The 24,498-nt window shown below is 61.2% G+C and carries 22 protein-coding genes; 12 read left to right on the top strand and 10 right to left on the bottom strand.

Annotated features, from left to right (window positions below; translation table 11 throughout):
• Positions 1-60 precede the first annotated feature (60 nt).
• Positions 61-381, bottom strand: a complete 321-nt coding sequence (locus tag VGL22_RS02780; protein WP_465265351.1) for a tetratricopeptide repeat protein — start codon at positions 379-381, stop codon at positions 61-63.
• 152 nt (positions 382-533) lie between these two features.
• Here VGL22_RS02780 and VGL22_RS02785 point away from each other — a divergent pair, with 152 nt between their 5' ends.
• On the top strand, positions 534-1,061 hold the full coding sequence (locus tag VGL22_RS02785; protein WP_465265352.1) for an acyl-CoA thioesterase: 528 nt from the start codon (positions 534-536) through the stop codon (positions 1,059-1,061).
• Between the two features lie 54 nt (positions 1,062-1,115).
• Positions 1,116-1,946: an Mrp/NBP35 family ATP-binding protein gene (locus VGL22_RS02790; RefSeq protein ID WP_465265353.1), complete on the top strand. Its 831-nt coding sequence runs from the start codon at positions 1,116-1,118 to the stop codon at positions 1,944-1,946.
• 136 nt (positions 1,947-2,082) lie between these two features.
• On the opposite strand, the gene VGL22_RS02795 is transcribed toward VGL22_RS02790, so the two are convergent.
• Positions 2,083-4,347, bottom strand: coding sequence for a penicillin acylase family protein (locus VGL22_RS02795; protein ID WP_465265354.1), 2,265 nt, complete (start codon positions 4,345-4,347; stop codon positions 2,083-2,085).
• Between the two features lie 126 nt (positions 4,348-4,473).
• Between VGL22_RS02795 and VGL22_RS02800 the strand changes: the two genes are divergently transcribed.
• Positions 4,474-4,857 carry an EVE domain-containing protein gene (locus tag VGL22_RS02800; RefSeq protein WP_465265355.1) on the top strand — a complete coding sequence of 128 codons (384 nt, stop codon included), beginning with the start codon at positions 4,474-4,476 and terminating at the stop codon, positions 4,855-4,857.
• Between the two features lie 233 nt (positions 4,858-5,090).
• Here VGL22_RS02800 and VGL22_RS02805 read toward each other — a convergent pair whose 3' ends face one another.
• Together VGL22_RS02805 and VGL22_RS02810 are read right to left on the bottom strand one after the other, a co-directional pair.
• Complete coding sequence (locus VGL22_RS02805; RefSeq protein WP_465265356.1) at positions 5,091-5,549, bottom strand: DUF1569 domain-containing protein; 459 nt, start codon at positions 5,547-5,549, stop codon at positions 5,091-5,093.
• 24 nt (positions 5,550-5,573) lie between these two features.
• A complete protein-coding gene (locus tag VGL22_RS02810; protein WP_465265357.1) occupies positions 5,574-6,638 on the bottom strand; it encodes a 3'-5' exoribonuclease YhaM family protein in 1,065 nt (354 codons plus the stop codon).
• Between the two features lie 75 nt (positions 6,639-6,713).
• On the opposite strand from VGL22_RS02810, the gene VGL22_RS02815 reads away from it, so the two are divergent.
• Positions 6,714-7,181, top strand: coding sequence for a GNAT family N-acetyltransferase (locus VGL22_RS02815; protein WP_465265358.1), 468 nt, complete (start codon positions 6,714-6,716; stop codon positions 7,179-7,181).
• Between the two features lie 63 nt (positions 7,182-7,244).
• Here the strand turns inward: VGL22_RS02815 and VGL22_RS02820 are convergent, their stop codons facing one another.
• Positions 7,245-9,059 (bottom strand): peptidylprolyl isomerase, encoded by a 1,815-nt coding sequence (locus VGL22_RS02820; RefSeq protein WP_465265359.1) that lies wholly within the window; start codon positions 9,057-9,059, stop codon positions 7,245-7,247.
• A gap of 254 nt (positions 9,060-9,313) precedes the next feature.
• On the opposite strand from VGL22_RS02820, the gene VGL22_RS02825 reads away from it, so the two are divergent.
• Positions 9,314-10,969 (top strand): S41 family peptidase, encoded by a 1,656-nt coding sequence (locus VGL22_RS02825; RefSeq protein WP_465265360.1) that lies wholly within the window; start codon positions 9,314-9,316, stop codon positions 10,967-10,969.
• Positions 10,970-11,156: 187 nt separating this feature from the next.
• Positions 11,157-11,735 (top strand): rubrerythrin family protein, encoded by a 579-nt coding sequence (locus tag VGL22_RS02830; protein ID WP_465265361.1) that lies wholly within the window; start codon positions 11,157-11,159, stop codon positions 11,733-11,735.
• Between the two features lie 77 nt (positions 11,736-11,812).
• On the opposite strand, the gene VGL22_RS02835 is transcribed toward VGL22_RS02830, so the two are convergent.
• Positions 11,813-12,361: a DinB family protein gene (locus VGL22_RS02835; RefSeq protein ID WP_465265362.1), complete on the bottom strand. Its 549-nt coding sequence runs from the start codon at positions 12,359-12,361 to the stop codon at positions 11,813-11,815.
• Between the two features lie 205 nt (positions 12,362-12,566).
• Between VGL22_RS02835 and VGL22_RS02840 the strand changes: the two genes are divergently transcribed.
• Together VGL22_RS02840 and VGL22_RS02845 are read left to right on the top strand one after the other, a co-directional pair.
• Entirely contained in the window at positions 12,567-13,610 is a 1,044-nt protein-coding gene (locus VGL22_RS02840; protein ID WP_465265363.1) for a purine nucleoside permease, read from the top strand.
• 242 nt (positions 13,611-13,852) lie between these two features.
• Entirely contained in the window at positions 13,853-14,584 is a 732-nt protein-coding gene (locus VGL22_RS02845) for an MIP/aquaporin family protein (RefSeq protein ID WP_465265364.1), read from the top strand.
• Positions 14,585-14,677: 93 nt separating this feature from the next.
• On the opposite strand, the gene VGL22_RS02850 is transcribed toward VGL22_RS02845, so the two are convergent.
• Positions 14,678-15,694: a zinc-binding alcohol dehydrogenase family protein gene (locus tag VGL22_RS02850; protein ID WP_465265365.1), complete on the bottom strand. Its 1,017-nt coding sequence runs from the start codon at positions 15,692-15,694 to the stop codon at positions 14,678-14,680.
• Between the two features lie 276 nt (positions 15,695-15,970).
• On the opposite strand from VGL22_RS02850, the gene VGL22_RS02855 reads away from it, so the two are divergent.
• The gene (locus VGL22_RS02855) at positions 15,971-17,608 is read left to right on the top strand and encodes a UxaA family hydrolase (RefSeq protein WP_465265366.1); all 1,638 of its coding nucleotides are present in this window, start codon (positions 15,971-15,973) and stop codon (positions 17,606-17,608) included.
• A gap of 201 nt (positions 17,609-17,809) precedes the next feature.
• Here the strand turns inward: VGL22_RS02855 and VGL22_RS02860 are convergent, their stop codons facing one another.
• From VGL22_RS02860 to VGL22_RS02870, 3 genes are all read right to left on the bottom strand, one after another.
• Positions 17,810-18,541, bottom strand: coding sequence for a 16S rRNA (uracil(1498)-N(3))-methyltransferase (locus VGL22_RS02860; RefSeq protein WP_465265367.1), 732 nt, complete (start codon positions 18,539-18,541; stop codon positions 17,810-17,812).
• Between the two features lie 500 nt (positions 18,542-19,041).
• The gene (locus VGL22_RS02865; protein WP_465265368.1) at positions 19,042-19,851 is read right to left on the bottom strand and encodes a CPBP family intramembrane glutamic endopeptidase; all 810 of its coding nucleotides are present in this window, start codon (positions 19,849-19,851) and stop codon (positions 19,042-19,044) included.
• A 53-nt stretch (positions 19,852-19,904) separates the two neighbouring features.
• On the bottom strand, positions 19,905-21,353 hold the full coding sequence (locus tag VGL22_RS02870) for an L-serine ammonia-lyase (RefSeq protein ID WP_465265369.1): 1,449 nt from the start codon (positions 21,351-21,353) through the stop codon (positions 19,905-19,907).
• 133 nt (positions 21,354-21,486) lie between these two features.
• On the opposite strand from VGL22_RS02870, the gene VGL22_RS02875 reads away from it, so the two are divergent.
• From VGL22_RS02875 to VGL22_RS02885, 3 genes are all read left to right on the top strand, one after another.
• The gene (locus VGL22_RS02875; RefSeq protein WP_465265370.1) at positions 21,487-23,049 is read left to right on the top strand and encodes a YifB family Mg chelatase-like AAA ATPase; all 1,563 of its coding nucleotides are present in this window, start codon (positions 21,487-21,489) and stop codon (positions 23,047-23,049) included.
• Between the two features lie 201 nt (positions 23,050-23,250).
• Positions 23,251-23,643 carry a hypothetical protein gene (locus tag VGL22_RS02880; protein WP_465265371.1) on the top strand — a complete coding sequence of 131 codons (393 nt, stop codon included), beginning with the start codon at positions 23,251-23,253 and terminating at the stop codon, positions 23,641-23,643.
• A gap of 364 nt (positions 23,644-24,007) precedes the next feature.
• The gene (locus VGL22_RS02885) at positions 24,008-24,229 is read left to right on the top strand and encodes a DNA-directed RNA polymerase subunit omega (RefSeq protein WP_465265372.1); all 222 of its coding nucleotides are present in this window, start codon (positions 24,008-24,010) and stop codon (positions 24,227-24,229) included.
• The last annotated feature ends 269 nt before the right edge of the window (positions 24,230-24,498 follow it).

Genomic DNA, 24,498 nt, shown 5'->3' on the forward strand with positions numbered 1-24,498 from the left:
CAAAGGATTTACCGAAATGAGAGAGAAGAGGGCCGGAGAGGAGCCAGCCCGAGGAGGGGGTCAGCCGTTGAGCTCGTCGAGCATAGCCTGCATCTCGCTCAATGCATGGCGGTTGCCGGTTCTGGCAGCGCAGCTGATACCGTCTTTCAGGCGGGCGACCGCTTCCGGGGTGCGGGCCGCCTTGGACAGCGTCTGGGCGGCCATGAAGTATCCGGCTGTGTAGTCAGGGTCTTTCCGGAGCAGTTCGTCGAATTCAGCCATGGCAGCATCGGTCTCGCCCCGGCTGGCAAGTTCCACGGCGATCCCGTACCGTGCGAAGCTGTTTTTGGGATCCAAGGCGAGAATCTCTTTTAAACCTGCGATTTTGTCCATGGTGCTCATATAGAAATCACGGCCACCTATGCGATTTGCGTTATTGAAGGGGATTGCCGAAACTGGAACAGAGTGGCCCCGATGCTCGGTCCCCGTCGTTCCATTGTAGCCGGAGGAAGGGTTTTCGGGTTGATTGAAAACAAGAATGGAGCCGGCAAGGTATGAGTTCCACTGAAAGTGTTCCCTCCAGCGCGCGCACAGTCCCCGAATCGCAGTCGGAAATGAGCGAAATCATTCTGCCGAACGATGCCAACATCCTGGGCAATTTGCTGGGCGGACGGCTGATGCACTTCATCGATCTGGTAGGCGCAATGGCAGCTTACCGGCACTCGCGCACGCACGTGGTGACGGCGGCGATGGACCACATCGACTTCATTCAGCCGGTGCACGTGGGCGACCTGTTGACGCTGAAGTCCAGTGTGAACCGCGCGTTTTCCACATCCATGGAGGTGGGCGTAAAAGTTTGGGTGGAGAACACACAGACCCAAGTGATGCTGCACGTGGCAAGCGCCTATCTCGTCTTTGTTGCTGTCGACCAGAACGGCCGGCGCGTGCGCGTGCCCGAATTGAAACCTGTGACGGCGGATGAGGAGCGCCGCCACCACGATGCGCTGCTGCGGCGCGAACATCGCGAACGCGAGCATGCGCGGCGCAAGGCGGCTCGCAAGGCCACGGCTGAAAACGCATAGCCTCCCACGCGAGACGAAACAGAACGAAGTAAAAAGAAGGAGTGTACGAATCTTATGGCACATGGAAATGCCATGCCTCAGCCCGTGGCTTTGCCGGGCGTATCGAAGATCATTGCGGTTGGTTCGGGCAAGGGCGGCGTAGGCAAAACCACCGTGGCCGTGAATCTGGCCATTGCCCTGTCAAAGATGGGCCAGCGCGTGGGGCTGATCGATGCCGACATCTACGGGCCGAATGTGCCGCTGATGATGGGTTCGAGCCAGTCGCCGCGCGTGGGCGCCGGCAACGTCATTGAACCAAATGAGACGCACGGACTGAAGACGATCTCCATCGGTTACATTTCGCCCGGCGATAAGCCGCTGGTGATGCGCGGCCCCATGCTGCACCAGATCATCCGGCAGTTCCTGCAGCAGGTGAACTGGGGCGAGTTGGATTACCTGGTAGTCGACCTGCCGCCGGGCACGGGCGATGTGGTGATCTCGCTGGTGCAAACGGTTCCCCTGACCGGCGCGGTGGTGGTCTCCACACCCAGCGACGTGAGCCTGCAGGATGCGCGCAAGGCGCTGGAGATGTTTGGGCAGGTCAATGTGGAGGTGCTCGGCATCGTGGAGAACATGAGCTACTTCACTTGCCCGCATTGCCATGAGGTCATTGACATCTTTTCGAAGGGCGGAGCGGAACGGACTGCCGCACAGTTCAAGGTGCCGTTCCTCGGGTCAATCGAATTGATCCCGGCAATTCGTGAAGGTGGCGACAAGGGTCTGCCGGTTGCGCTGGCGGGGCCAAAGAGTCCGCAGGCGACCGCGTTCTTCGATGTGGCCCAGAAGTTGATGGAACGGGCAGATGCTGCGGCGGCGGCGAGCAAGGATGTGTTCGAAATCAGTTGATGAGAGGAAACCTGCTCCTTGATGTGTGTAGTCAGGTCTGACTACAAAGTTTGTTTTCAGATCTGACTACAATCTCCACAAAATAAGCAGAGAAGATGAGAAAACAGCCTGTCTGGTTCTTGCTGATCCCTGAAGACTAATCCCTGGTGCCTGTTCCCTGCTCGCCGGGATGGTACGTCTGCCGCGCATGCCCCTTCAGTTCGTCAGGATAGAAATACACATCGCGCAGATTGCCTGAAGCGTAGCGCGCCGCCTCGTCCCCGAAATGAGACGACGCCGGATCTCCGCTCTCGCCTCCAGCCGTCACAGCCTTTGCGCGCACCTTGTCTCCAAACTCCACCACCGCCACAAAGCTGTTCCCATAATTGCCATACCACCGCTTGGTGCCGGGATACGCACGCCCCACAAACGCCGCCAATGAGCCAAAACCACCCGGCACAAACGGCACCGGAGTACTCGCGCCCGCATCGGTAAACTTCGGCGCCAGTTCATCCGTGAGCCGCTGGAAACGATTGATCTCGCCCCATGGCGTGCGCCATGTTCCAAAATCTGCGGCAAGCTGATCGGACGCCGTCTCCAGCGCCTGCACCAGATCATGCGGCCCCAGCTCCGACGCAACCCACTCCTCGCTGGGAATCTTTGCCTCGCGCGCCGGCCTCGCCACCGTCTTCAGCAACTCCGTTCCCCAGAACATCCCCAGCGCCGTCTCCACCGAACCCGTTCCCCATCGACAATCCCATGCCCGCAGCATCTTCACCTGCTCCGTCAGCTTCGCCTTCAGTGGATCGCTCGCCGGCAAATCGTCGTATGCCTTTGCCAGGACCGGCAACGTGCGCGCGAACCATGGAAGATAGGAGTCATACGCCGCCGCCCGCAGCGTCTCCACCGTCCAGTCGCGCCGCGGCTTCCCGCCCGGAGCCAGCAGCAGCATCGCGTGCACACCCCGCGGCGTCTCGATCCCCTCCTCCACATACGCCGGAAAATCGCTCCTCTTCAACGAGTCAGGCCCGGCCCCGTTCCATGGTGAATCGTTCGCGTTGAACAGGTATCCCACCTGCGGATTCAGCAGGTGCGGCACCTCCTCCACCGTCATCAATCCAAGCCAGTTCGTCGAAGGATCGCTGCCATCGACCGGCTTCGCATAGTCGAATCGCGGATCGCGCCTGGGAATGAAATCCCCCTGCCAGTACGCAATCTCTCCATCCGCATCCGCAAACACGGTGTTATTCGACGAGTTGGCGCGCAATTCCATCGTCTTCTTGTATTCAGCGTAGTTGTGCGCCTTGGTGCGCAAATAACTCTGCTCCAGTGCCGCAATCGGCACATTCATCAACTGCATCGTCACCAGCCGCTCGCCGTCCTGCGCAATCACCGGCCCATGCAGGGAATACATGGCCATGAATGTGCGCGACTTCAGCCCCTCCGGTGTCTTGTACCGAATCGTAATCTGCCTGGTTGTGAACGGCCGGGTCTCGCTGCCATAGCGGTAACTCAGCTTCTTGTCCTGAAGCACCACCGCCTCGAGATACTCATCCACCGCATCCACGCCGCTCGACGTATGCATCCACCCCGCGCGCTCGTTGAATCCCTGGTATACAAAAAACTGCCCCCAGGTCACCGCCCCGTACGCATTCAGGCCTTCATCGCTCGACATCTGCAGTTCGCTGCGAAAAAAGAACCACGTATGCGGATTGATAAGCAACAGCGCATGGTGATTGGCCGCGTTCGAAGGCGCAATCGCAAACCCATTTGAACTGCTCGGCCGCGGCTCCATCCACGGGACTGCCACATGCGGCCGCACCTCCCAACCCGCTATCTCTTTCCCTTGTTCCCTCTTTCCCTCTTTCCCCGCACTTCGCATCCCTTTCTTTTCGTAGTACGCCTCCAGCCGCTTCAAATCCACGCGCTCAATATCCCCGCCAATGCTTCCCTCCGTGAACGACAAGGCCATCCACGGCTCGAAATGCGTGATCACCTTCGGCTTCATCGCGGGGTGCTGCGCGAGATAGAAGTTGATCCCATCGGCCCACCCGTCCATCAGCTTCTTCAACCAGTCAGGACTCTCCGCATAATCCCGCTTGAGTTCTTCGTGATCCAGATAGAGCCGCTGCCTCAGGTCCTGCCAGATGGCGGCCTCGCCTTCATCCTCGGCGCGCAGCCCCAAAGCGGTGAGATAGTTGGTCTCCACGCGATTGAAGTCGTCCTCGCACTGCGCGTAGATCATGCCGAACACAGCATCCGCGTCGCTCTTGCCGTGAATGTGCGCGATACCCCAGTCGTCGCGAACGATAGTCACGCGCGAAGCTTCATCCTTCCACCGCGCCGCATCCGTCGCGCCCGTTCCTTGCGCTGCCGCCGCCATCCCCAACCCAACCAACGCACCCGCAACTGCAAGAACCACGCGCAACCTCATCACCCCGGCCCCTTCTCCCGAGCGATTTACAGATTCTCAATCTAGCATTCAGCGCACAACCCGATCCCAATTTCCCAGTGCGCCACCGCGCCGCCATGCCGTACGATGAACCCCATGAGCGACTTCTTCCTCTTCAAAACCGAGCCCACGGTGTACTCGTTCGACGACTTCCTCCGCGACAACGAGACGGTTTGGGATGGCGTTACCAATCCCACCGCCGTGAAGCACCTGCGCGAGTTGAAGAAGGGCACAAAATGGATCTTCTACCACACCGGCGAGGAGCGCAGCGCCGTCGGAACCGGCACCGTAACCAGCGTGGACGCATCCGATCCCAAGGTGCCCGTCGTGAAGGTCAAAGTCGGAAAGCGCCTCAAATCGCCCAAGACCCTCGACGCCATCAAAGCCGCATCCCTCTTCCACGACTCACCTCTCGTGAAGATCGGCCGCCTCTCCGTCGTCCCGCTCACCGAAGCCCAATGGGACTGGTTCCTGGCATAAACAGGGAAAAGGGAATAGCGAAAGGAGGGAATAGCGAAAGGGGAATAGCGAGTAGAAAACATTTCCGCGATACGCCCGCAAGCTTGTCATCCTGAGCCGAAAGCGAAGGACCCGCTTTTGCACTTGCCTTTACTGCTCTTATTCTGTCGTCCCGGAAGACCCGCTTCAGCACAGACCCGCCCAGCGGCCCTAATCCCTGATCTTTGATCCCTGGTCCCTGGTCCCTGCCTTCATCACACCCCGAACTGCCGCAGATGATGAGCCGTGTGCAGATATCCCCACCGCATCCAGTCTTTCTCGCTCATTTCCTTGAACATCGGATGCGGCCGGAACCGGAACGTTCGCGGCTGAGCCGTAAACCTCTCAATCGCAGCCAGCAGCCTCCGCATATCCTGGTCGAACTCCACGGGCCGCGTGCCGCCGATCTGCTGGTCCATTTCCGGACGCGTGGGCACGCCCTGCGGCCAGTTGAACGGCGCATATAAAACCCACGGCTTCATCATCGGCCACAGGTTGAAACCGCGCGGCATCTCGATCGGCTTGTCGCCCATCACGCCCAGAAACGCATCGCTCACGTGGCAGATCATCTGCGAAGCATTCATCCTGCCCCAGCGATGCGGCGTGTCAGGACAAATCAAAGCCAGCCTCCGCAGAATCTCTCTCCTGCCTTCCGGATCACTCAGCGTCTTCATCGCTCTTGCCTCGCATCCACGCCGTTATTTCGACCCGAAGAACAAGTCCGCCTGACTCTGTTCCGCCTCTGTCGCCTCCGCCGCTTCTCTCGGAACTGTCTCGTCCCCCGCCAGCCACGCCCGCGTACTCAGCAACTGCCTCTGATCCAGCGCCCACACCTTCCCGGTCATCTCCTCGGCGCTCTTGCCTTCCCGCGCACAGCGATCGAACTCGCCCTGCATGGCCTGCATCTTCGCATCCAGATCATCGACAAAATTCAACACCAGGGCCTCGGGGATCATGGGCAGCTTGGGCGATCCGAATTCCAGCTTTCCATGGTGCGAAAGAATCACATGCAGCACCAGCGTCTTCAGACGCGGCGGAAACCCCGGAATCGACTCCATGGTCTTCTCCGCAAGCGACGCGCCCATTTGGATATGCCCCAGCAGCACGCCCTCCGTGGTGTACTCAAACCCCACATCCCACGAGAGCTCCTGGATCTTGCCGATATCGTGCAGCATCACGCCCGTAAGCAGCAGATCGCGATGCAAAATCGGATAGTGCGGCGCAATGCGATCCGCCAGCGTGAGCAGGCTGATGACATGCTCCAGCAACCCGCCCAGGTACGCATGATGCAATTGCTTGGCAGCCGGCGCCTCCCGAAACGCCGTGGCAATCTGCAGATTGCTGAAGATGTTTCCGACCAGCGCCTTCAGATGCGGCTCGGTGAACGAATCGATGAATCCCAGCAGCCGCTGCCACATCTCCTGCACGTCATAGGTGGTAGCCGGCATCATGTCGGCCTTCTCCGCCTCGCCGGGCTGCGCCCTCCGCAACTGCTCCACCTTCATCTGCAGGCGATCGTTAAACCGCGAAATGCACCCGCGCACCTTCACCACGTCGCCACGTTGAAAGTCCTTCACAACCCGGGGATCGTTGACGTCCCACACGCGCCCCTCGAGCTGCCCCGTCTTGTCGCACAACGTCAGGCTCAGGTATGGCTTGTTGGTCTGCGTGGTGCGCTGCTGCCGCGCCAGCACAAGAAAATGGCTGTCAAACAGCTTGCCTTCCTCATAGGAAGCCAGATCGGCGATATAGATGTCCTTCATGCTGAGGGGAAGAATAACAGGGCGGAAGGACCCGTTCACAGCAGGCCAGCTGACCAGGACCGGTATCCTGAATCCGTGCCCGACGCGCTCCCCTCTATCCCCGAGTTCAGCACCATTCGCGACATGCGGCAGAGCGATGCCGAATCGGTCTCGCAGCTCACCACCCAGCTCGGCTATTCACGCACTCCCCACGACGTCAACGCCTGGATTGCGCGCCTCGCGGAACAACCTGCCGGGCAGGCGGCTTTTGTCGCCTGCATCCGCGACGAAATCGTTGGCTGGATCGAAGTCTCCATTCAGCGCCATCTCCAGTCCGAGCCCTTCGCGATGATCGGCGGCCTGGTCGTCAGCGATCGCGTGCGCGGCCGCGGCATCGGCCGCCTGCTCTGCCATCGCGCCGAACAGTGGACCTGGGATCACCGCCTCGACACCCTGCGCGTCACTTCGCGCAGCACCCGCGCCGATGCCCATCGCTTCTATCTGCGCGATGGCTATCACCAGGTCAAAACGTCCTTGGTCTTCGAGAAATCCAGACCCGCCTGACACTCCCGCAAAAACAGTTCGGCCCTGAACGCATCGTTCAGGGCCGAATCTCACAGAGCAAATTTACTGCTGAGGCTGTGTCTGGGCCGGTGGCGTCGGGGACGCCGGAGTCTGCGCAGGTGCCGGCTGCGGAGCCGTGGTGGGAGCAGGCGCGCCCGGAACCGCCGGAATCGGCGTGGGCTGAACCGGGGCCGCATTCTGCTGCGGCTCGTCGCTCTTCTTCTTGTCGCTCAGGCGGGTCTTCTCTCCCGTAGTCGTCGCCTGCTTCTTCTTCTTCTTCGTTTCGCCCTGCAAGCCCAGCGCTGACGACTGCGTCTGGCGATCCGCCACCTCCGCCGCATCCGGCGCCAATGCCGGGTTCTGCGACGGATAGCTCACCTTCTGCGGGTTAACGTGCTCTTGCTCCCTCTTCTCCTTAGGCAAACGCGCACGATCGCTGAAGCGCGTCTTCTTCGCCTCCGGAGCCGTCGCTTCCACCGGAGCTTCCGGCAGTGCCGCCTGCGCAGTCTGAGCTCCCTCGCCCACGCCCTGCCCGGTTGCGCCGGCATCTTCCGTCGGAGCTTCCTGTCCGGCAGGCAGCGTCTTGGTCGGCGCCTGCCCGAAGCGGATCTTTTCCTTCTTGCCCGGCTTCATCGTCGGAGCAGCCGCGCTGGCCGTGCTGGTCTGCGTCGACCCCGCGGCAGCCGCCGTCGGCGCTGCTTCGCCACTCGCTGAAGAGGTCTGTCCAGGCATCGACGTCTTCGAGCGGAAATGGGTGTTCTCGCGGAACCGCGTGCGCTCAACCTTCTTCTTCTTCTTCGGCTGGGGCGGCGTATACGCCGAGTAGGCAATCGGATTCACGCGCTTGTTGGTGCTGGCGCCCGTGTCCGTAAACCCCGGAGAAATGTCGATGTACGCGTCTTCGCGCATCTTCGTCAGATACTCGCGGATCGCCGGCTCCATCTTCGACCCGTAGTAGTCCTGCTCAACCTGCTGCTCCACATCCTTATATTCAGGAGCGCCGCCCGCATTGTGCTGCACCACCTTGAAGATCACAAATCCCTGGCGCGTGCGGATCGGGTCGGTAATCGTTCCCGTCGGCTGGCCGAACGTCGCGTCCTCAAACACCTTGTTGAGTTGTCCGCGCTTGTACGTCCCCAGGTCGCCGCCCTGCGCGGCCGTCTGCCCCTCGCTGGATGCCTTGGCCACCTGCACGAAGTCTTCGCCGCCCCTCAGCTTGGCCACGACCCCCTCAGCCTTCGTCTTCGCCGCCGCAACCTGCGCGTCGCTGGCGTCGGCCGGCGTGCTGATCAGGATTTCGCTCAGCTTCACGCTCTCCGGCTGCTCATAGTCCTTCTTGTGCTCCTCAAAGTAGCGCTGCACCTCGCCCGGTGTGAAGGAGATGTGCCGGCCCACCTCGTCGCGCATCACCTGCTGCGTGACGATCTGGTTGCGAATATTAGCTTTGAAGTCCTCATAGCTGACGCCCTGCTCCTGGGCCGCCTTCTCCAGGTCCTCGAGCGTACCCAGGTTGTACTGCTTGCGGATCTCGTTCAGGCGGTTGATCAGCTCGGTCTCGCCCGTGATGCCCAGTTCCTTGCCCTTCGAGATCCAGAGCTGCTGATCGATCAGGTTACGCAGCAAGTCTTTATGCGCATCGGAGATCTGCTGCATCGTCGCGCCCTGCTTGCGGGCCTCGTCGTCCAGCTCCTTCTGAGCGCGGTCGTAATCGGACCGGGTGATGATCTGGTCATTCACGCGGGCAAGAATCTCTTCTACCGTGACGCCGCCGTAGGGGCTCGCCGGCTCAGCAGGACGCGTCTGCGCCAGGGCGGAAGTTGCAAGCAGGGCTGCCGTCAAAGCGGCCACCGCGGGGATACGAAGAAAAGTCAAGGTCATAGGTCGGCACACACGGCAGGGGTCCAACGATCCCCACCTGAGGTATAGACGCCATTGTAAATGTTGGGCGAGCGGGAAAGACAGAAGGCAGGGAATAGCGAATAGAGAATAGGAACTAGAGGACCGTATTCCCTACTCCCTAATTCCTGTCTCCCGCGTCCAACAATCAGTGCGCTATACTTTAGTGCAAAGGCTGCTGTGCTAGGCGTGTCTCTTGCCGCCGCTGCATCTGCCGCCGGAGGTTCTGTCCGCCTATGACTCCCCGCGCCCGCCGGGCACTATTCAGCATCATTCTCTTCTTCGCAGTCTGCGCCATGCTCGGAACCATGCTTCAGCGCAAAGTGGGCGCCCAGTCCTCTGAGGACGAAAGCCAGATCCGCGATAACCTCAAGCAGTTCACCAACGTATACGCGCTGGTGGAGCAGAACTACGCCGAGGCCATCACCGGCGACAAGGTCGACACCGTCATCTACGACGGCGCCATCCCGGGTATGCTCCGCACCCTTGACCCCCACTCAAACTTCTACGATCCAAAGGCTTACGCCAAAATGCGCGAAGACCAGCGCGGCCACTATTACGGCGTCGGCATGGTCATACAGCAGCAGAAGAACAAGATCTACGTCATTACTCCCTACGAGGGCACGCCGTCCTTCCGCGCCGGTATCCGCCCCGGCGACGTGATCACCGCCGTGGACGGCAAGCAGGTCGTCACCGAGGGCAACAATCCCGACTCGCTCGCCTCGTCCGACGCCGTCGCCAAGGCCCTCAAGGGACCTAAAGGCACCCACGTTCAGGTCACCATGGCCCGCGAAGGCCAGACCAAGCCCATCACCTTCGACCTCGTCCGCGATGAGATCCCCCACCCTTCGGTGGACCTCAAATATGAGATCCGCCCCGGCGTAGGCTATGTCCATCTCACCCAGTTTCAGGAAACCACCGCCCAGGAAGTCATCGACGCCGTCAACAGCTTCGGCAACATCAAGGGCCTCGTCTTCGACCTCCGCGGAAACCCCGGCGGCCTGCTCAGCCAGGCGGTCGAGGTCTGCGATCACCTCCTGAGCAAGGGCCAGACCATCGTTTCCCAACGCGGCCGCGCTTATCCCGACCAGAACTACACTGCCACCCACGGCAACGACGGCAAGAGCTTTCCCATCGTCGTCCTCGTGAACCGCAACACCGCCTCAGCCGCGGAAATCGTCTCCGGCGCCCTGCAGGATCACGACCGTGCCCTCATCGTGGGCGAAACGACCTTCGGCAAGGGCCTGGTCCAAACGGTCTACAACCTCAGCGAAAACACCGGCCTCGCCCTGACCACCTATCACTACTACACGCCCTCCGGCCGCCTTATCCAGCGCAACTACTCCGGCGTGTCGCTCTACGACTACTACTACAATCACGCCGGCGCCCAGCCCGCCGACAAGACCAACCAGGAAGTCAAGATGACCGACTCCGGCCGCACGGTTTACGGCGGTGGCGGCATCACCCCGGACGAGAAGATCGACTCGCCCAAGGCCAACAAGTTTGAAGATGAAGTCGGCTATCAGTACACTTTCTTCCACTTCGCCCCGCACTACCTGGCAAACCACACCGTCGACAAGGACTTCAAGGTGGACGATGCGGTGATGAACGAGTTCAAGCAGTTCCTCACCAGCATGAACATCCCCTTCGCTGAGAAAGACATCAACGACAACGCGGACTGGCTGAAAATCAATATCAAGCAGGCGCTGCTGACCAGTCAGTACGGCCAGTTGCAGGGGCTCCGCGCGCACGCCGACTGGGATCCCGAGATCCAGAAGGCCCTCACCTTCCTCCCTGAAGCCCAGGCTCTCGAAGACAACGCCCACAAGGTGCTGGCCGAGAAGGCCCAGGCCCACGAGACCCCGCAGGGCGCCGCCGCCGCCCGCCCCTAGTCGTTCGATTCCCACCGTCTCAAAGAGCGGACAGACCCCAAAGTCTGTCCGCTCTTTTTTGCCTGCTCCCTATCCCCTATTCCCTGCCTTTCTAATCCCCGGTTCCTGGTCCCTGCCCTTACGTAACCGCCGTCACAGCGCAGAATTCCAACTGGCCGCAAGCTGGATCGGAAGTACGAGGTGAACCATGCATGCCGTCGCCTCTGAACAGGAAATCCTCATCGAGAAGCTCCAGAACGCCCTCGACAACGAATCCAACGCCCACCTGCGCTACCTGGAATTTGCCGAAAAGGCTGACGGCGAAGGATGGCATGGGGTAGCCAGCCTGTTCCGCGGCGTCGCGCGGGCTGAAGAAATCCACGCCGCGAATCATCGCCGCATCCTGCACCAGTTCGAGCCAGATCTGCATTTCGTTCCAGCCAGAACGGAAGAAGGCACCACGATCGAGAACGTCCGCACCGCTCTGGCCGCCGAACTCTGCGAAGTGGGCAGCATCTATCCCACCTGCGCGGATATGGCCCGCACCGCGCGCGAGGTCTCCATGGTGCGCACCTTCACCTGGGCTCTGGCAGCCGAGAAGACCCACGCCCGCCTCTTCAATGAAGCTCTCGCTCTGCTCGAGATCGAGGACGAGGACGCGTGGATCACCATGGTCCGCGACTTCTACGTGTGCCCGGTCTGCGGCTTTACGTCCGAGTTCGAAGATGAAGCAAGGATCTGCCCGTCCTGTTTTTGCTCGCGCAGCCGCTTTGAAGCCATCCGCTAGGCGTGCATTGTGCTTTTCTTTCTGTCATTCCCGAAGGGAATCTGCTTTTCTCTCCCGCCAAAAAATGGCCGCAAGCCCTAACGCTGGCTCGCCTCGCCAGCCGACACCCGGCGATTGAACTCCGCCGACTGCCTCCGTGGAATCGTCAGCGACTCCCACTCCTCGGCCGCAAAGTGCTTGGCCAGCAGCACAATTTGTCCGATATGGTGCGCATAGTGCGCCACCTGTCGATTGATGGCCTGCATCACCGAGTGCGCCTCGCCGCGGATCGTCACCGTGCGCTCCAGATCATCATCCGTCAGCGGCTCCAGCGCGCCCAACACCGCCGCCCAGCCGCTCTCCCAATCGCGCATCAGCGCTTCGCGCGTCGCCGCCGGATCTTCGAATTCACTGTCGCGATCGCGTGTCGGCTTCTCCCCGTCGCTCGAGAGAAAGTCCGTCCAGCGCGACCGCATATTCCCGGCCATATGCTTCACGATGATGGCAATCGAATTTGACTCTTCGCCCAGAGACGCAAACAGCTTCTCGTCCGCCACCTGCGCCATCGCCCGGTCAGCCAGCCGCTTATAGTGGCGAAACAGTTCCAGCGAATCCTCGAGATACGACGTGGTAAATTTCAGCGCCATGGCGCCATTATGATTTCTCCCGCCGCCCTCCGTCCATACCCCAGGCCCGCGCCTATCCGGCCACTGTGAGCTGCCGCCGCATGCGCCCCGCCGCCGCTGTTCTTCGCGCTTTTAAGCAGAACACCTCCTCTTCAGGCGACTGATCTCCCTCATCTGATACACAGACGCATCCATTCCGCCAGCCTCAGGAATATACGATCGCAACATGCTTCGTTCGTTCCGCCATTGTTCTCTCTACGTCCTTCTATGCGTCGTCGCGGGCGCCGCGTTCCCCCAACAAAACCCTCTCCCCGTGAAAGTCGTGGTCGTCACCATGTTTGAAGTGGGAGAAGACACCGGTGACGCGCCCGGCGAGCTGCAGTACTGGGTGGAGCGCGACCATCTCGATCGCGTCTACCCGTTGCCTGCCGGTTATCACCCCGTGCACATCAATGACCAGGGCGAAATGGCAGTCCTTACCGGCCCGGGCACAGCGCATGCGGCCGCCACCATCATGGCCGTTGGTCTCGATCCGCGCTTTGACCTCTCGCGCGCGTACTGGATCATCGCGGGCATCGCCGGCGGCAATCCGGATCGCATATCCCTCGGCTCCGCAGCCTGGGCACGCTGGGTCGTCGACGGTGACCTGGGCTACGACATCGATGCGCGCGAAATTCCAAAGGACTGGCCCACCGGATATCTCCCTTTACGCAAGACCCGCCCTTTCGAATCGCCCGCCGCACCACTCGCCGGTCAGGTGTATGCTCTCAATCCTGCCTTGGCTGACTGGGCATTCAAGCTCACCAGAGATATCCCGCTCGCCGACTCGGACCACCTCAAGGAGGTCCGCACCGGCTTCGACGGTGCAGCAGCGCAGCGGTCTCCCTTTGTCACCATCGGCGATGAAGTAAGCAGTTCCCGCTACTGGCACGGCAAGCTACAGGACGCCTGGGCATCCGAGTGGATGCGCTACTTCACCGCCGGCAAAGGCGACTTCGCCACCACGGCCATGGAGGACTCGGGCACGCTGCAGTCCCTCGACTTTCTCGCTCACGCCGGCCGCGTCGACTTTCGCCGCGTCCTGGTGCTGCGCACGGTGAGCAACTACGACCAGCAGCCGCGCGATCTCGATGCCGCCCAGAGCCTTTCGCGACAGCGCATCGGCACCTACAGCGCGTATGTCCCCGCGCTCGAGTCTGCCTACAAGGTCGGCCACACCGTCGTGCATGAACTGCTGACAAATTGGAGCAAGTACTCTGACCTCCGCTAACGACGTCGCGGCCTGCTCTTGGCAAACGATCGATTCGCAGTAGAGAATGCATTCGTTCCAGAAATCCCCGGCTGATGCGCCCTGAAACGCAGCGGCTCCGAACCACGGGCGGCGTCGATGCGAGAGGTATGAAGCTCAACATTGCGACCCCCGCCTCCACCGCCCACAAGCAGAAAACCTGGTTCTAACTTCGGCCTGCGAAATTTCTATTGACGTTTTGCCAACGAGTTGAGGAGTTAGCAATGCATTCTCCGTGGTTCGGCGAGTTTATGGGAACACTGGTCCTTGTTCTGCTCGGCAACGGCGTGTGCGCCGGCGTAACCCTGCGCAAGTCCTACGCGGCAGATTCGGGGTGGATCGTCGTCACCACCGGATGGGCCCTCGCCGTGATGTGCGGAGTCATGGTGGCACAAGGATTCGGCAGCCACGACGCCGCGCTCAACCCAGCGATCACCCTCGCCGGCGCCATCGTTAGCGGCAAATATGGATCGGTGCTCGCCATGTGGTCGGCGCAAATGTCGGGCGCATTCTGCGGCGCCACCCTCATGACCCTTCACTATGCACCGCACTGGGCGCAGTCCCCTGATCCCGCCGCCAAGCTCGGCATCTTCTGCACCGGCCCCGCAATCAACGCTCCCATATGGAACACCCTCAGCGAAGTCATCGGCACCGCGCTGCTGGTCCTCGTCGCCGGAGCCATCTTCTCTCCCGGCGTCGCGGAGAAAGGACCCGCAGCCGGCATCGGCCCATGGCTCGTCGCCAGCCTGGTGTGGGGCATCGGCCTCTCGCTCGGCGGCACCACCGGCTATGCCATCAACCCCGCGCGCGACCTCGGGCCGCGCATCGCCCACGCCATACTGCCCATTCCAGGCAAAGGCGGCTCCAACTGGAGCTACGCTCCCATCCCCGTCCTCGGTCCCTTGATCGGCGGCGCACTCGCCGGTGTCCTCGTGAAGTTCGCGCACCCGTGGTGACCGACGGGAGCGCGGCCTCTACGTGCTTCTGCCCTTGCTTTTCTTGTCTGTCATTCCCCAAGGGAATCTGCTTTCGCACTGATCCAAAAACCCTCAGCTCACCTCGACCACAATCTTCCCGAACCGCGCCGGCTCCCTATCCCAGGCCGCCACAATCTCCGGCGCTTCACCCAGCGCCACTCGATGCGTGATCGCCTCCTCCACCGGAAACCGCTTCGCCTCCAGCATGCGGATCACGTCTTGAAAATCCTCCGGCTGCGCATTCCGCGATCCCAGAATATCCAGCTCCTTCTGCACAAACAGCCGCGTCTCGTACGCCACCGGCTCCTTCGCGTACCCGATGTAAACCACGCGCCCCGTAAACGCGACTTCCTCCACCGCAGCGCGAAACGTCAGCGGCAGGCCGATCGCCTCAATCACAACATCCGCCCCGCGGCCTTCCGTCAACTCCGCCAGCACCGCATGAAGATCCACCGCGGCCGTGTTGATCGTGTGCGCCGCGCCCGCTTTGCGCGCCGTCTCCAGCTTGCCGTCGTCCACATCGATGCCGATCACCGTGGCTCCACGAAACGCTGCGCCGCTCACCGCGCCCAACCCCACTCCGCCGCACCCCATCACGGCAACCACATCCTCCGCCGCCACCCGCCCTCGCGACACAGCATGAAACCCCACCGTCAACGGCTCCACCAGGCAAAGCTCCTCAATCCCAAGCTCAGCCCGGTACAGCCGCCCCGCTGGAACCGCGATCGACTCCGTCAGCGCGCCGTCCCTCTGCACGCCCAGCGTCTGATTGAACTGGCATGCATTCGGCCGCCCCCGCAAGCATGACGCGCAGCGCCCGCAATTCGTATACGGCGATACCGTCACAGCACTGCCGGCCAGCCACTCGGGATGCCGCGGATTCACCTCCGCCACCGTCGCTGCAATCTCATGGCCCAGAATCCGCGGATAACTCACCAGCGGATTCCGTCCGCGATACGAATTCAGATCGCTGCCGCATAATCCCACGCGACGCACCTGAAGCAGCACATCATCCTCTCCTGAGCGAACAGCGTCGCTCACCTCCGCGACCACAGCTTCGCCCGGCCCCTGCAGCATCAGTGCTTTCATCCGTCACTCCTTGGACACAGGCCATCATATCGATCAGCGTCACAGCCGTGCTGCAAATGGAATGAACCTGGATACCGCAACTGCCACCGCACAGTCCCCGCGGGACGTCAGCAGGTTAGCCGAGGACAAATTCCTGGGTATGCGATCGACTAGATCTCCTGAGCCCCGTAGGGGCGGCGGCCCCGCGCCGGATTCCTGAGGAGCCCCAGGAGAGGCGGGCTTCTATCGCCGGCAGTTGTATTCTGGGCTGTACGCATCGCCACCACGAAGGACCCCATGTCCGAAACCGCTCTTCAACTCGACAGCCGCGACAACGTGCTCGTTGCCCTTCAGCCCCTCACTGCGGGAACCGACGTCCGCTTCGGCCACGCCACCAGCCCCGTCACGGAGAACATTCCGCCCAAGCACAAGATGGCTCTCGTCGATCTGGCGCCGGGCGACCTCATTCGCATGTACGGCATGGTGGTCGGCGAAGTCACGCAGCCCATCGCGCGCGGCGGCCTCGTCTCCACACGCAACGTGCGCCACCGCGCGGAAGCCTACTCAGCGCAGCGCCACTCCGTGTCTCTTTCGCTACCGGATCCGACCGCGTGGGCCAACCGCACCTTCATGGGCTACCACCGCGCGGACGGCCAGGTGGGCACGCGCAATTACTGGCTCGTGCTGCCGCTCGTCTTCTGCGAGAACCGCAACGTCGAGCGCATGAAAGAAGCCCTCGAAGAAGAACTCGGCTATGGCAGTGAGGCCAACAGCTATCGCCAGCACGTGCGAAAGCTGCTCGAGCAAAAGCAAACCAGCGCGGCCAACGACCCAGGCACCGCCGCAAGCAAAGCTTCCACCAGAAGAGTATTTCCCAACATCGACGGCATCCGCTTCCTCACGCACCAGGGCGGCTGCGGCGGCACGCGCCAGGATGCGCAGGCCCTATGCGGCCTGCTCGCCGGTTACATCCATCATCCCAATGTCGCTGGAGCGACGGTACTCAGCCTCGGCTGTCAGAACGCCGAAGTCCGCATGCTCATGGACGAACTCCGCGCGCGCGATCCGCAGATGTCCAAGCCCGTGCTCGTCTTCGATCAGCAGAAGTCCGGGCGCGACTCGGCACTCATGAGCACCGCCCTCGATGCCACCTTTGCCGCTCTCGAGCGGGCTAACACCGCTGCGCGCACGCCCGCTCCCCTGTCAGCTTTAACAGTCGGTCTCAAGTGTGGCGGATCTGACGGCTTCAGCGGCATCTCCGCCAACCCCACCCTCGGATATCTCTCCGACCTCCTCGTCCAGTTAGGAAGCAAGACAATCCTCTCGGAGTTTCCTGAACTGCACGGCGTCGAGCAGGAACTCATCAACCGCTGCGTCAGTGACGAAGTCGCGCAGCGCTTCTATGACCTCATGCAGGCGTACTCCGCGCGCGCCAAGGCCGTGCACTCCGGTTTCGACATGAATCCATCTCCCGGCAATATCCAGGACGGCCTCATCACCGACGCCATCAAATCCGCCGGCGCGGCGCGCAAAGGCGGAGTGTCACCCGTGCGCGACGTGATCGACTTCCCGCAGTACGCCACCACGCCCGGCCTCAACCTTCTCTGCACGCCCGGCAACGACGTAGAATGCGTCACAGCCCAGAGCGGCGCGGGCGCCAACCTCGTCCTCTTCACCACCGGCCTCGGCACGCCCACCGGAAACCCCGTCGCACCCGTCGTGAAGATAGCGACTAACTCGCAGCTAGCCGAGCGCATGGCCGACATCATCGACTTCAACGCCGGCGGCATCATCACCGGCGACACGACTATCGCCGACTGCGCCGCGCAGCTGCTGGAGTTCTGCCTCGACGTCGCCAACGGCACTCGCCTCACAAGAGCGGAGCAGTTAGGCCAATACGACTTCATTCCCTGGAAACGCGGCGTGTCACTCTAAACTCCGGACTAAACCGGATTCAATGAAGCCGTATCTTGGCTTGGGTTTTGTGTTTGCTTTTCTTTCTGTCATTCCCGAAGCGAATCTGCTGTCCGCTTCCTCTTCCTTGCCATCCTGACGCTGAGTGAAGCGAAGCGGATGGGCCCGCTTCTCTGCTTCACTCCAGGCGACTGCAACAGCCGGCAGTCTAAAAAGCAGTCCTTACTCCAGAAACGAAGCCACCACCGCCAACGCCGCAACCGCCGCCGTCTCCGCCCGCAGAATCCGCGGCCCCAGCGAAGCAGCCCGCCATCCATTCGCATCGAACAGCGCCTCTTCCTCCGGCGCCCATCCACCCTCCGGCCCAAACGCCAACTCCAGCACCGGCATCTGGTTCTCCCCCGCATCCATCGCTTCCTGCACCAGCGCGCGCAGCGTAGTGCTGCGTTCCTGCTCCGCCAGAACAATCCGCATCGCCTCCGAGTCAGCACGCACCCTGTCGGAGAGCGCAACGGGATCATGGATAAACGGCACATCCGAGCGCCGCGACTGCTTCGCCGATTCATGCGCAATGCGCCGCCACCGCTCCACGCGTTTCTCCGCGGCCTGCGCCAGATGCTTCTCCGTGCGCCGCGCAATCACCGGAGCGATCGCGCCCACGCCTAACTCCGTCGCCTTCTCGATTCCCCACTCCATGTGATCGAACTTGAAGATGGAAACTACCAGCGTGATAGGCAGCGCAGGATCGGCATCCAGTTCACGGATCAAATTGAACCGCACTTCGTTCGCCGCAACCGCGGCCACCTCGGCGTGATACACATGTCCGCCGGCCACCACGTCCGCCTGCATCCCGGGCTGTGCGCGCAGCACGCGTGCCAGGTGTTCGGCCTGTGGCCCCACCAGCGTGGCAGTGGCCTCATCCCAATGTTCGGCAATCCAACGGCGGCGCGTCATCGTTCGTCTCTCCTCGGTAGATTCTAGTCGCCACCACGCGACCAACCGTCCGTCATTCGTTGCCAGGAAACACTAAGCATTCGCGCTTTGAAGGGGCGCGACTTCAGTCGTGCCGCAAAGCACCCGGACGACGCGGGCTTCACCCCCTGAGAGATGGTTCTCGTCAACTGCGTACTTTGTCGGCTCCGTCATCCGTCTCCAGAAACACTAAGGGGACGCTCTAAGCGTCCCCTTTGAGTGTTGCCTGTTTTGTTGTTGGTCGCGAATTACTTCTTCTTTGCGGCCTTCTTCGCGGCCTTCTTCGCAGGTGCTTTCTTGGCTGCCTTCTTAGTTGCCATTTGCCTATTCTCCCTTTTCGATGGTTCGCATCGATACTGCAAATGAATTGCAGTTGAGGAATGTATAGATTCATGTGTCACAAGTGTCAAGAGAAAAACGAACACTACGTGGAAAAAGTGGTAACAATTTCTTCAAGTTGAATTCGCAATCGGATTGCGACTTCAAATCACACCGCGTGAATGCAAAAGTGCGAGCCCCAAACCCGCAATGATGTCCTGCCAGGCATGCGCCATCATGCCCGCTCGAATGTTGCGGCGGAAGATCGCCAGCACGCTGAACAGCGCACCATAGATCGACAGCAGAATCATGTAATGCACGCCCTGGTACCCATGCGCGCAGCCGAACATAAGCGCTGAAAACACCACGCCCATCGCCAGCGCTCCCCTTCCCCACGCCGTGAACTGCCGCTGCAGATACCCACGGAACACAATCTCCTCGCTGATGCCCGCCATCACGCAGAGCAGTATCCATGCGGCTATTTCGCTCATGTTCGAGGGCGCAAGGCCGGCCAGCGTGTGGACCGTCTTCTCCTGCGATGGGTCAAGCTTGCCATTGTTCATCAGCGGACGATGATGAATCAGCGCATCCGTAATCAGCCACGTCGCATTGATCGTCGCCAGCGCCGCAAGCGAGCTGATCCAGAAACCCGCCGCCACAAGAACATCGATCCCCAGCGAACGCGAGCCCGAGACATTCCCGAAGATCAACCGAAACGGAATCTTCCGCAGCCGCATCCCCAGGTAGATCCAACCCACCATCACGAACTCCGTCGCAAGCGTCGTCGCATACGTCTGCAGCCGGTTCACATGCGCCTCATGCTCTCCGGAAAACTGCTTCGCGCCTGCCAAGGAAAGTAGAAGGATTCCCGCGACCAGCACAACCGTATGCCAGACCGGCGCAATCGGGGTGGTCGATCCGGGTGTGATGCTGAACACCGGTTCAGCGGAGGGCGGATAAGTTTGATCGGACAAGTAAATCCTTTCAGGAAAAATTTACATCCGCCGCACGGCCGGCGCGCAACCCATCAGCACTCGATGACATTCAGCGCGAGCCCCGCAAGGCTGGTCTCCTTGTAGCGCGACTGCATATCCATCCCCGTGAGATACATCGTGCGAATCACCTGGTCCAGCGAAACCTTGTGTCCTTCCGTCTCGTTCAGCGCCATCCGCGATGCCTGGACCGCCTTCACCGCGCCCATCGCATTCCTCTCGATGCATGGAATCTGCACCAGCCCCCCGATGGGATCGCACGTCATGCCCAGGTTATGCTCCATGCCGATCTCGGCCGCATGCTCCACATTCCCGTTGGTCCCGCCCAGCGCCGCAATCAAGCCGCCGGCCGCCATCGAGCACGCCACTCCCACCTCGCCCTGGCAGCCAACCTCCGCGCCGCTTATCGACGCGTTCTCCTTATATAGGATGCCGACCGCCGCAGAGGTCAGGAAGAAGCGATGAATGCCCGCGCGATCCGCGCCCTCAATAAACTGCTCGTAGTAGCGCGCCACCGCCGGCACCACGCCCGCCGCTCCATTCGTCGGCGCCGTCACCACGCGCCCGCCCGCGGCGTTCTCCTCGTTCACCGCCATGGCCCACACCGTTACCCAGTCCAGCGGCGCCAGCGGATCGGCTACCTTCCCTTCGCCTTCCTTCTCGCGCAGCCTCTCCGCAAGCCGATGCGCCCTGCGCCGCACATTGAGCCCGCCCGGCAGCGTGCCCTCCGTCGCCACCCCACGCTCCATGCATCCGCGCATCGTCTCCCATATCCGATCGATTCCGCTGCGTACCCACTCTTCCGCTTCCGCACGCGACAGATGCCCGAACCGCGCCGACTCATTCGCCAGCATCAACTCACTTACCGTGAGCTTGTGTGTTTCAGCCAGCTCCAGCAACTCCGCTGCGCTGTGAAAGGGAAACGGAATCCGCGCCTCGCCCTGCGCAGCCCGCGCATCCGCACCCGCCCCATCCTCGGTGATGAATCCGCCGCCAATCGAAAAGAACGTTCGCCGTTCGACAACACTCCCCGCCTCATCAAACGCCGTCAGCCGCAATCCGTTGGGATGGTGCAACACGCTCTCCGGCGGAAACATGGTCGAGCGATGAAACAAAAGATCGCGCGCCTCGTCGAACGCAACCCTTTTCTTCCCAGCCAGGTTGATCTCTTTGTCTCCGCGGATCGCGCCGATCGTCGGCTCTATCGATTCCGGAGCAACCGTCGCCGGCTCGCATCCCACCAGCCCCAGCAGCACCGCACGATCCGTAGCGTGCCCCACGCCCGTCAGAGCCAGCGACCCGTACAACTCCGCCTGCACGCGGAACACGCGATCAAGCTTCCCCGCCTTCGCCAGTTCCGTTGCAAATTGGAATGCCGCGCGCATGGGACCCATGGTGTGCGAACTCGATGGCCCGACACCGACCTTATATAAGTCAAACAGACTCGTCACGTTCCAGATTCTATCGCGACACGCATTGGTCACGTTCTCTCCGCAGCAACGCATGCTGCGAATCCAGCAACCGCCCTCCAACCAGCTCCCAAGTCCTCGATCCATCTGCAGCGTCATCCGTCACATACCGCACCACTACACGCGGTGATACACTCCGGCCAAATCCATGGCACACTTCAGGGCTCTCAGCGCAGCCGTCTACGGCATCGATGCCAACCTGATCGACGTCGAAGTCGACTACAGCGGCACTACGACCAATGAAGAACATTTCCACATGGTCGGCCTGCCTGACGCCGCCGTGCGCGAAAGCCGCGACCGCGTGCGCACCGCCATCAAGAACTCCGGCTACCTCATTCCCCCGACTTTCATCACCGTCAACCTCGCGCCGGCCGACTTGAAGAAGGAAGGCTCCGGCTTCGATCTCCCCATCGCCGTCGGTATCCTCGGCGCTTACAACGCCATCACCCTTCGCGATCTGAGCCCGTTCCTGCTCGTCGGCGAACTCGGCCTCGACGGAAAAGTGCGCGCCGTCCCCGGCATGCTTCCGGTCGCCATCATGGCCCGCGAAAAAAACATTCCCAACCTCATCCTCCCCGCGGACAACGCTCCGGAAGCTGCCGTAGTCGAGGGAGTCAACATCTTTCCCGTCACATCCCTGCTCGATGTCGTCGAACTCCTCAACTCCACCCTGCTCGGCCAAGTGCAGCGTCCGCCTTTTCGCGTATCAACCGAAGAGCTCCTTGGCGAACTGCAACAGTTCACCGTCGACTTCAAAGATGTCCGCGGCCAGCAGACCGCCAAGCGCGCTCTCGAGGTCGCAGCCGCCGGCAGCCACAACATATTAATGATCGGCCCCCCGGGCAGCGGCAAAACCATGCTGGCCAAACGCCTGCCCTCCATCCTCGCCCCGCTCAGTTTCGATGAAGCACTGGAAACCACCAAGATCCATTCCGTCGCCGGCGTGCTCGATGCCGCAGCCGGACTCGTCACCCACCGGCCCTTTCGCTCCCCGCATCACACCATCTCTGACGCCGGCCTCATCGGCGGCGGCGTCGTTCCCCGCCCCGGCGAAGTCTCGCTCGCGCACAATGGCCTTCTCTTCCTCGATGAGTTGCCGGAATTCCCTCGCAACGTTCTTGAAGTGTTGCGTCAGCCTCTTGAAGACCACACCGTCACCATTGCCCGCGCCAGCATGTCGCTCAGCTTCCCCGCTCGCTTCATGCTCGCCGCCGCCATGAACCCCTGCCCCTGCGGCTACTTCAATGACAAGTCGCGCGAATGCATGTGTACCCCGCCCATGATCCAGCGCTACGTCGCCAAAATCTCTGGCCCGCTGCTCGACCGCATCGACATCCACATTGAAGTTCCCGCCGTGCACTACAAGGAACTGCGTGGCGGAGCCGCAGCCGAAGGCTCAGCCGAGATTCGCGACCGCGTCCTCGCCGCCCGCGCCCGTCAGCAGGAACGCTTCCACAGCCACGGCGAAAAAATCTACTCCAACGCGCAGATGACCACCCGCCAGATTCGCGTCTACTGCGAGCTCGGCGCCGATGCCGAGCGCCTCCTCGAACGCGCCATGCAGCAACAGGGCCTCACCGCCCGCGCCCACGACCGCATACTCAAAGTTGCCCGCACCGTCGCCGACCTCGATGCCGCGGAACGCGTCACCGTCTCCCACCTCGCAGAGGCTATCCAATACCGCACCCTGGACCGCAGCTACTGGTCCTGACCTAACTCATCCCACGCCTCCCCGCAAACTTCGTAACTCTGTAACTTTGCGACCCTGTAACTCGGTAACTCCGTCGGCCTTTCTACTCCCTACTCCCTGCCTTTCATTACTTCCGTTCTTAAGAGAATTCCAATTCCAGCCGATGAGCCGGTCAGGAGATGAGAACCCTCTCATCCTCCAAATGCCTGGACGGAGGCACCCATGTACACCCCCAATATGCTTGACCACTGGGATATGGCCATCCTCATGGTGCCAATCTTCGGCTTTCTGATCCTCTGGTTGTTTCGGCTTGACGAGCGGGTCACCGCGCCCAGGGAACGGTCAACCCGCCGCCATTTCTGTCAGGCGGACGGCAACGCATCCTATTTATATGACCCGGACGGCAGGCCCGTCCTCTTCCGCAATCCGACCCCTTCGCCTGCTCCACTGACAGCCCAAATTGTGGAAATCCAATCGCCCCAAAAGCTTCTCTCAGTGCCTGAACTGCACCCCTTGTTCCCCCTTAACGAACACAAATCAATGTCCTTATCTCCATTGATCGTGACAATCCACACCCCGTCCACAAACCGGTGCAAATCGTTAAAAAACTGTTGACCGTGACCCCGCTCCGGTTTAACTTTAAAGGTGCCATCCACAAGGGAGATCGCACAGGTCCGGCAAGGTGAATCCGTCTGTCCGTTTCCAGCATCAAACAAAGCAGCCTGTGGCCTTTGAGTTGATGACGCGTCGTGTTTAGTTCTGCCCGCCGCGAAAAACGGAAAACGCTAAGGCTTCACCAAAAAAAATCTGCAAATGCGTTTCACATTGTGAAGAACTGCATCAAAGGTTTTTGAACTGCGCACCGGACGTGTGCGTCTAACTGTTGTGATGGAAATTTTGGCGACCAAAACAGGTCGCTGGCTGCACTGGCGGCGCCAAGCAGTTCCGGCCGGGCAGACCGAAGAAGGAGAAACTCATAATGCGTTCTGATTTGGTTTTTGGGGCACTCTCTCATGTGTCCAATCGCTACCAGCTTTGCCAGCTCGCCAGCAAGGCGACCCGCAAGCTGCACAAGCCGAACACCCGGCTCCAGGACACGACCAATGACGTGCTGCATCGCTTCCGCAGCACCAATCCCGGCACGCTGGCGCCCGTCGCCGCGCCCGCAAAGGAATCCGTTCAGCAACGTCGCGCCGCCTAGGCTCGCTCCCTCCAGGAACCGGCGGCTTTCCTCTCCAGGTCAGCCGCCCTTCGGTTCCTCCTGTCCCCATCAACTCAAATTTCCAGACAGGTTCGCAGATCACGCGCCGACCGGGAAACTTGCAATTCGGGAACAGGCCCAACTCAAAACCCACTGCCGCAACACTAAAATTCCACTTCATCCCGGGGAACCAACGTCGCAGCAGCTGCGTTACAATGCTGCCTAGATTCCCCTCCTGATTCCGGAGTACATCCCTCCGACTCTCCTCC

Origin of the sequence: Occallatibacter sp., from assembly GCF_036502485.1 — a bacterium.
Lineage (GTDB): Bacteria > Acidobacteriota > Terriglobia > Terriglobales > Acidobacteriaceae > Telmatobacter.